The 6000-nt window shown below is 67.5% G+C and carries 5 protein-coding genes and 1 other RNA gene; 2 read left to right on the top strand and 4 right to left on the bottom strand.

The features are described from left to right. Positions 1 to 203 (bottom strand): hypothetical protein (locus tag FHT08_RS19850; RefSeq protein WP_208408991.1); only part of this gene is annotated, 203 nt, incomplete at its 3' end. A gap of 246 nt (positions 204 to 449) precedes the next feature. Here FHT08_RS19850 and FHT08_RS14170 point away from each other — a divergent pair. Next, positions 450 to 1625 carry a benzoate/H(+) symporter BenE family transporter gene (locus tag FHT08_RS14170; RefSeq protein ID WP_104607397.1) on the top strand — a complete coding sequence of 392 codons (1176 nt, stop codon included), beginning with the start codon at positions 450 to 452 and terminating at the stop codon, positions 1623 to 1625. A 30-nt stretch (positions 1626 to 1655) separates the two neighbouring features. Continuing rightward, positions 1656 to 1750: non-coding RNA, sX9 sRNA (locus FHT08_RS20150), on the top strand. Between the two features lie 39 nt (positions 1751 to 1789). On the opposite strand, the gene bphP is transcribed toward FHT08_RS20150, so the two are convergent. The 3 genes from bphP to FHT08_RS14155 all read right to left on the bottom strand — a co-directional run bounded on the left by bphP (position 1790) and on the right by FHT08_RS14155 (position 5646). Then, on the bottom strand, positions 1790 to 3691 hold the full coding sequence (gene bphP / locus FHT08_RS14165; protein ID WP_104607396.1) for a bacteriophytochrome BphP: 1902 nt from the start codon (positions 3689 to 3691) through the stop codon (positions 1790 to 1792). Further along, entirely contained in the window at positions 3688 to 4281 is a 594-nt protein-coding gene (locus tag FHT08_RS14160; protein WP_166775426.1) for a biliverdin-producing heme oxygenase, read from the bottom strand. Before FHT08_RS14160 ends, bphP begins: the two co-directional genes overlap by 4 nt. Before the next feature lie 99 nt (positions 4282 to 4380). Further along, positions 4381 to 5646 carry a TCR/Tet family MFS transporter gene (locus FHT08_RS14155; RefSeq protein ID WP_047130531.1) on the bottom strand — a complete coding sequence of 422 codons (1266 nt, stop codon included), beginning with the start codon at positions 5644 to 5646 and terminating at the stop codon, positions 4381 to 4383. Positions 5647 to 6000 lie beyond the last annotated feature (354 nt).

Here is a 6000-nt window from a genome sequence, read left to right as displayed (position 1 = left end):
AGAGGAAGTTGCCGCCGCTGCACCTCAATCCGCCGTAGCGTCTTTCCGTGTAGCGAGCCGCCCATCATAGCCGGCTTTTTCGTTTCGTCAACACCTTGTGATGTTTCCGATTCGCCCCCGTTCGTTGTTGCGGTGCTTCGAGAAGTGCCGCCGTCCTGAGCGAGGCCGCGTAGTTTATCGAGACTGCGCAGAAGTGCAAGCATTTTTTGACACTGGCATGACACGGACGTCATTGCGTCCATGCGCGGGGCCTGATTCCACGCACTTTGCGGTGTATCCGGCCTGCTCTCTCTATCAAGGTCATGGGACCGTGTGCCCGCATTGCAGCGACGTCGTGCTTTCCAGGCAGGACAACAAGAGCGTCGATAGAGAGCCGACCACGCAAGGTGCTGCGCTATCGATCATCGGCGCGCTCGGTAAGAATGCATGCACTAGATAGCGAGCTCCCAATGTCTCCCTCCCGCAGCCTGCTACGCGACCTGTCCCTGCCTGCGATTGCCGCGGGCTTTGTCACGGTGTTGGTGGGCTTTGCCAGTTCTGCGGTGATCGTGTTCGAGGCGGCGCGTCACCTGGGGGCGGACCAGGCGCAGATTGCTTCGTGGATGTGGGCGCTCGGGATCGGCATGGGCGTGACCTGCATCGGCCTGTCGCTGCGCTACCGGGTGCCGGTGGTGACCGCCTGGTCCACGCCGGGTGCGGCGATGTTGATCGGCAGCGCGGCCGGGGTGCCGCTGCGCGAGGCGGTCGGCGCGTTTGTGCTGGCGGCGGTGCTTGGCATGCTGGCCGGCTTCTCGGGGTTATTTGAGAAGGCGATCCGGCGCATTCCGATCTCGCTGGCCTCGGGCATGCTGGCCGGAGTGCTGTTGCGCTTCGGCCTGGATCTGTTCGTGGCGATGCAGAGCCAGGTGTGGCTGGCACTGGCGATGCTGGCGGCCTATCTGGCAGGGCGACGCTGGTTGGCGCGCTATGCGGTGATTGCGGCCTTGCTGGTCGGCATGGCGATTGCGGCCGGCAGCGGGTTGATGCAGTGGAAGAGCGTGCAGCTTGAACTGGCCCAGCCGGTGCTGGTGGTGCCGTCGTTGTCGTGGGCGGCGTTGTTCGGGCTGGCGATTCCGTTGTTCGTGGTCACCATGGCCTCGCAGAACGTGCCGGGCGTGGCGGTGATCCGCGCTTCCGGCTATGCGGTGCCGATCTCGCCGACGATCGGCTGGATCGGGGTGGTCAATACGCTGCTGGCGCCGTTCGGTGGCTATGCCTTGAACCTGGCGGCAATCACCGCAGCGATCTGCATGGGCCGCGAGGCGCACGAGGATCCGGCGCGGCGTTACACCGCCGCGGTGAGCGCGGGCGTGTTCTATGTGCTGATCGGCGTGTTCGGCGCGACCGTGGCGGCGCTGTTTGCGGCCTTTCCGCGCGAGCTGGTGATGGCCATCGCCGGGATCGCGTTGCTGGGCACGATCGGCAACAGCCTGGCGGCGGCCTTGCAGCGGGACAGCGAGCGCGAAGCGGCCTTGATCACCTTCCTGGTGACCGCATCGGGGCTGACGCTGGGCGGGATCGGCGCCTCGTTCTGGGGCCTGGCGGCCGGAACGATCACCTTGCTGGTGTTGCGGCCGCGGGCTTAGAGCAGCGGTCAAACCGACGGCGCCAACCCCATGTGGGCGCGGCCGGTGCGCGGAATCTTCGACACTGCGATTCTTCCGCAACATCCGCACTCCAGCGGGCGACTGCTCGCTACGTTTTGTCAGCCACTCCTGGCCGCGGCAGACGATTCGGTTGAGGGCCGCGCTTATTCTGGATCGCGTAGCTGCAGCAGCCAATGGGCGGTGAGGCCATTGGGGCTGGGCAGCGGTTCGAGATGGAACTGGCGGTAGACCGGGGCGCCGTCCTGCGCGCGCAGCGGCAGGGTGACGTATGCGGCGCGCCCGTGCCGCAGTGCGTCTTCGAGCAGCTCCACCTTGGGCGGGGCGGCATCGCTGGCCAGCAGGGACAGGATGTCGCAACCGATCAGGTCGGCCACTTCGGTCTGGCTGAGTTCTGCAAACGCCGGGTTGACGAACATCAGCCGGTGCGCGGCCGTGGCGCCACGTTCGATGATGGCAACGCCGTCGCGCAGACGCGAGAGCGAGGCTTCGAGCAAGGTGAAATCCTGCTGGAAGCGCTTGCGTTCCATCAGCTCGATCAGCACGCGCAGGCTGCGCGCCGATTCCAGATGTAGCGGCGACCAGCGCCGCGCGCGACCGCGCACGGTTTCCTGCCACAGGTCGAAGCTCTTGCGTGGCGACAACCGTGAGTTGGGGATGTCCGGCAGCTTGGCCAGCTGCGGATTGCCCGCCCATTTGACCTGCTGCACCTGCTCGCGACGGGTCCACAGCAAGGCGCTGCGCGACTGCGGCATCAGCGGCACGAAGATGAAGCCGGCAGCCAGCGGTGCGAGGTCGGCCAGCTCGGGAAACACCTCGCCGATCGCGTCCACATGCAGGGCGCCGACCGCGTCTTCGCGCAGGGCGTCGTGGTGTTCGGATTCGATGTGGTCGCGGATGCGGCGCAGCGCGGCCGCGTCCGGGGTGCTGCCATGCCGGCTGATCTCGCCGCCATGGAAGATCGCCACGCCGTCGGCGTCGACCACGTCCATCAGGTCGGGCGCCATGTCGGCGAGCATTTCCACGGTCATCTGGTCGGCGTCGTTGAAGTCGGTGATCAACTTCTCGCGCACGGTGAGCAGCACCGATTCCATGTGCGCGCGCGCCACCGCCTGCAATCCGCCGATGCGCCCGGCCAGCGCGCGGGTCACCGCATCGGTGGCATCGCGCATGGCATGGCTGGTGAAGTGCGGGCTGTAGTGGTGGCAGGCGATCAGCCCCCACAGCGCATCGTTGACGACGATCGAGGACACCAGCGTGGCGGTCACGCCCATGTTGGCCAGGTATTCCAGGTGCACCGGCGAGACGCTGCGCAGGCTGACATCGCTCAGATCCACCGGGGTGCCCAGACGCGGATGCAGCGTGGGTTCGATCGCCGACGCCCGATAGCCGACATCGGCAATCTGGCGGACGCGGTTGCGCAGGTACAGCGCGCGCGCCTGGGCCGGGATGTCGGTGGCCGGGTAATGCAGGCCGAGATAGGCGTCCAGGTCGGATTGGCGCGCTTCGGCAATGACGTCGCCGTTCCACTCCTCGTCGAAGCGATACACCATCACCCGGTCGAAGCCGATCATGCTGCGCAGCCCCTTGGCGGCGCGCACGGCGGCTTCGGCGATGCCGGTATCGCGCTCGATGCTGCGCAACAGCGGTAGCGCTTCGCGCAGGGTGACGTCCATCAGGCGTGCGTCGCGCGGCTCGATTTCGACCAGCCACTGCTCCGGATACAGATGCCAGGCGGCCACCCAGGGATGGTCGGTGGGTGCTGCGCGCAGGGGAAAGCGCACGTCGGCATGCAGCAGATGCTGCGCCTGGTCCTCCACCGCACACGGCTGCTCGCCGGGCAGTTCCAGCACTTGCGTGTATTGCATGCCCAGCAATTCGGCCAGCGGCACGCCGAGCAGGTCGGCGGCGGTGGTGCTGGCCTGCACGATGCAGCCGTCGGCCGGCTCGATCACCAGCAGCACGCCGTACGGCTGGATCAGGCCGGGAATATGGATCGGCTCACGCGCACAGACATCCATATCCAGGGGTTCGGTGGGCTGATTCACGGGCACGGCTCCGCTGCAAGACAGGTGTGGAAGTGGGCAAACATGCGCTGCGCGCCGTCGATGGCGGCCTCGCGCGCGGAAGACGTGTCCAGGCGTTGGTCGAGCACGGCCTGGAAACGGCGCCAGCCGGCCGGGTCGTCGTTGGCCAGTTCGAAATACCGCAAGGCGTCAGCCAGCGCAGGCTGCTGCTTGCGCAAGGTGCGCGCGATCACCCGCCCGCCGAGTTGCGAACCTTCGATGACGTAGAGCATGCCCCAGCGCGCGGCATCGTTGCCGGCCGCCGGCGCCGCAATGGGCGTCTGCGGTGGCTGCCCGAGCGTGTGCAGATCCTCGCGCAAGGCCGGGACGCGGCGGCGGTACTGCCAGCCGGTGCCGATCAGGGTGCTGAGCCAGCCGCTCAGTTGCGCTTCGAAGCCGGCCAGCAGTGCATGGTGCCGGCGCAGGATCAGCGCGTAGGCGGCGCGATCGACCCGCCCCTGCCCCAGCGCCTGCATTAACGGAACCGTTTCGACCAGGCGGTGGGTGTCCTGTGTGGCATGGCGCAGCGCGAGCGCGGCCGATGGCGGAACAGCCAGGGTGTCAGAACACATAGGGAGTCGAGGCGGTGCCGCGGCACGGAGTGCACCAGCCTAGCAGTGACTGCGCAAATCGGATAAAGCGGGCGCGAGCATAAGCTGAATAGGTAGGCATCATTCCTGTCCCGCGGGGGCCGCGCCGGGAGCCCGGCCTGCCCGCCACCAGGCCATGACCCAGCCTGCGGCAAGCAGAAGACCCGCCAGCAGCCAGGGCGCGCCAGGCAGATGCAGCGGTGCGTCGCGGCCGATGAACCAGGCGAACACGTTGGCAAACAGCAGCGGACCGGCGATACCGGCCAGACTGACCAGGCTGGTCAGCGCGCCCTGCACGCGTCCCTGCGCATCGGTGCCGACCTCGCGGGTGATCAAGGCCTGCGCGGCCGGTGCGGCGATCGCCCAGAACGCGCTGATCGGCACCCCGATCAGGAACGCGGTACCGCTGTCGGCCAACCCGTAGATGACGAAACCGACCACCCCGCAGCCCAGGCCCAGCAGCAGCGCACGGCGTTCGCCCAGCCAGCGCACCAGCCGGCCGACCAGCAGCGCATTGACGATGATGCTGCACACGCCGACGCCGGCCAGTACCCAACTCACCTCGCGCGGGCCCCAGTGGTATTGATAACTGGCGAACAGCACGAAGATGCTGGGATAGACGTAGTGCGCCAGGTTGGCCAGAAACACCACCGAGGCCAGGCCGAACACCTGCGGATAACGGCGCAACAGCTTGAGCGCGCCGAGCGGGTTGGCATGCGCCCAGTCCAGGCGTGGCGTGCGGCGTGCGGCAGGCAACGATTCGGGCAGCACGAACCAGCCATACAGCACGTTCACCAGCGCCAGCCCGGCGGCGAACCAGAACGGCCAACGCAGGCCGATGCTGCCCAGCCAGCCGCCGATCAACGGCCCGGCGACAAAACCAATACCGAACGCGGCACCAAGCATGCCGAACGCGCCGGCACGTTTGTCGGCCGGGGTGACATCGGCGATGTAGGCGTTGGCGGTGGAAAAGCTGGCCGAGCACACCCCGGAGATCACCCGCGCCAGCAGCAGCATCGGCAGGGAATGGGCGACCGCCATCAGGATGAAATCCAGGCCCAGCCCCAGGCAGGAGAGCAGGATCACCGGGCGGCGGCCATAGCGGTCGGACAAGGTGCCCTGCAGCGGCGAGCAGACGAACTGGATGGCGGCGAACAAAAAGCCGAACCAGCCGATCCAGCCGGCGGCGACGGCATAGTCGCCACCGGTGAATTGGCGCACCAGATCCGGCAGCACCGGAATGATCACGCCGAACGACAGCACGTCGATCAGCACCGTGATGAAGATGAAGATCAGCGCGGCGCGGCGCCGGCCCGTGGCGGGAGCGGAATCTGCAGGGAGGGACATCGCGCGGCGCAGTGGGGCGAGGCGGCGAGTGTAGCGGTGGACCGGGTGGCGCAGTTGTGGGGATGAGCTGTCGCCTGATACGCCCAAAGTCCCCCCTCACTGAAAGCCCCTCTCCTGCGGGCCGAGAAGGCATGGCTTGCGCGCCACTGGCGCGCGTGCCTTGGAGCGCCCGCGCCTGATGCGCGGGCCGGGGCGCGCAGCGGGGGTTGGGGTGAGGGTACGGGGCGAAGCCACAGGAATTGTGAGGTGACACGAGGCGTCGCCCGCACCCTCTTCCGCCCATTCGGGGCACCTTCTCCCGGTGGGAGAAGGGAGTCGTCGCTGCTTCTTTATTCTCTTGGAACGCAGCGCGGG

It is taken from the genome of Xanthomonas sp. CFBP 8151, assembly GCF_011761885.1.
Lineage (GTDB): Bacteria > Pseudomonadota > Gammaproteobacteria > Xanthomonadales > Xanthomonadaceae > Xanthomonas > Xanthomonas arboricola_B.
This window is presented reverse-complemented; position numbering and strand designations above follow the sequence as displayed.

Bases quoted from the DNA above. Each gene is read 5' to 3' on its own strand.
- FHT08_RS14155 (WP_047130531.1), bottom strand. From the start codon at position 5,646: ATGTCCCTCCCTGCAGATTCCGCTCCCGCCACGGGCCGGCGCCGCGCC.
- FHT08_RS14160 (WP_166775426.1), bottom strand. From the start codon at position 4,281: ATGTGTTCTGACACCCTGGCTGTTCCGCCATCGGCCGCGCTCGCGCTG.
- FHT08_RS14170 (WP_104607397.1), top strand. From the start codon at position 450: ATGTCTCCCTCCCGCAGCCTGCTACGCGACCTGTCCCTGCCTGCGATT.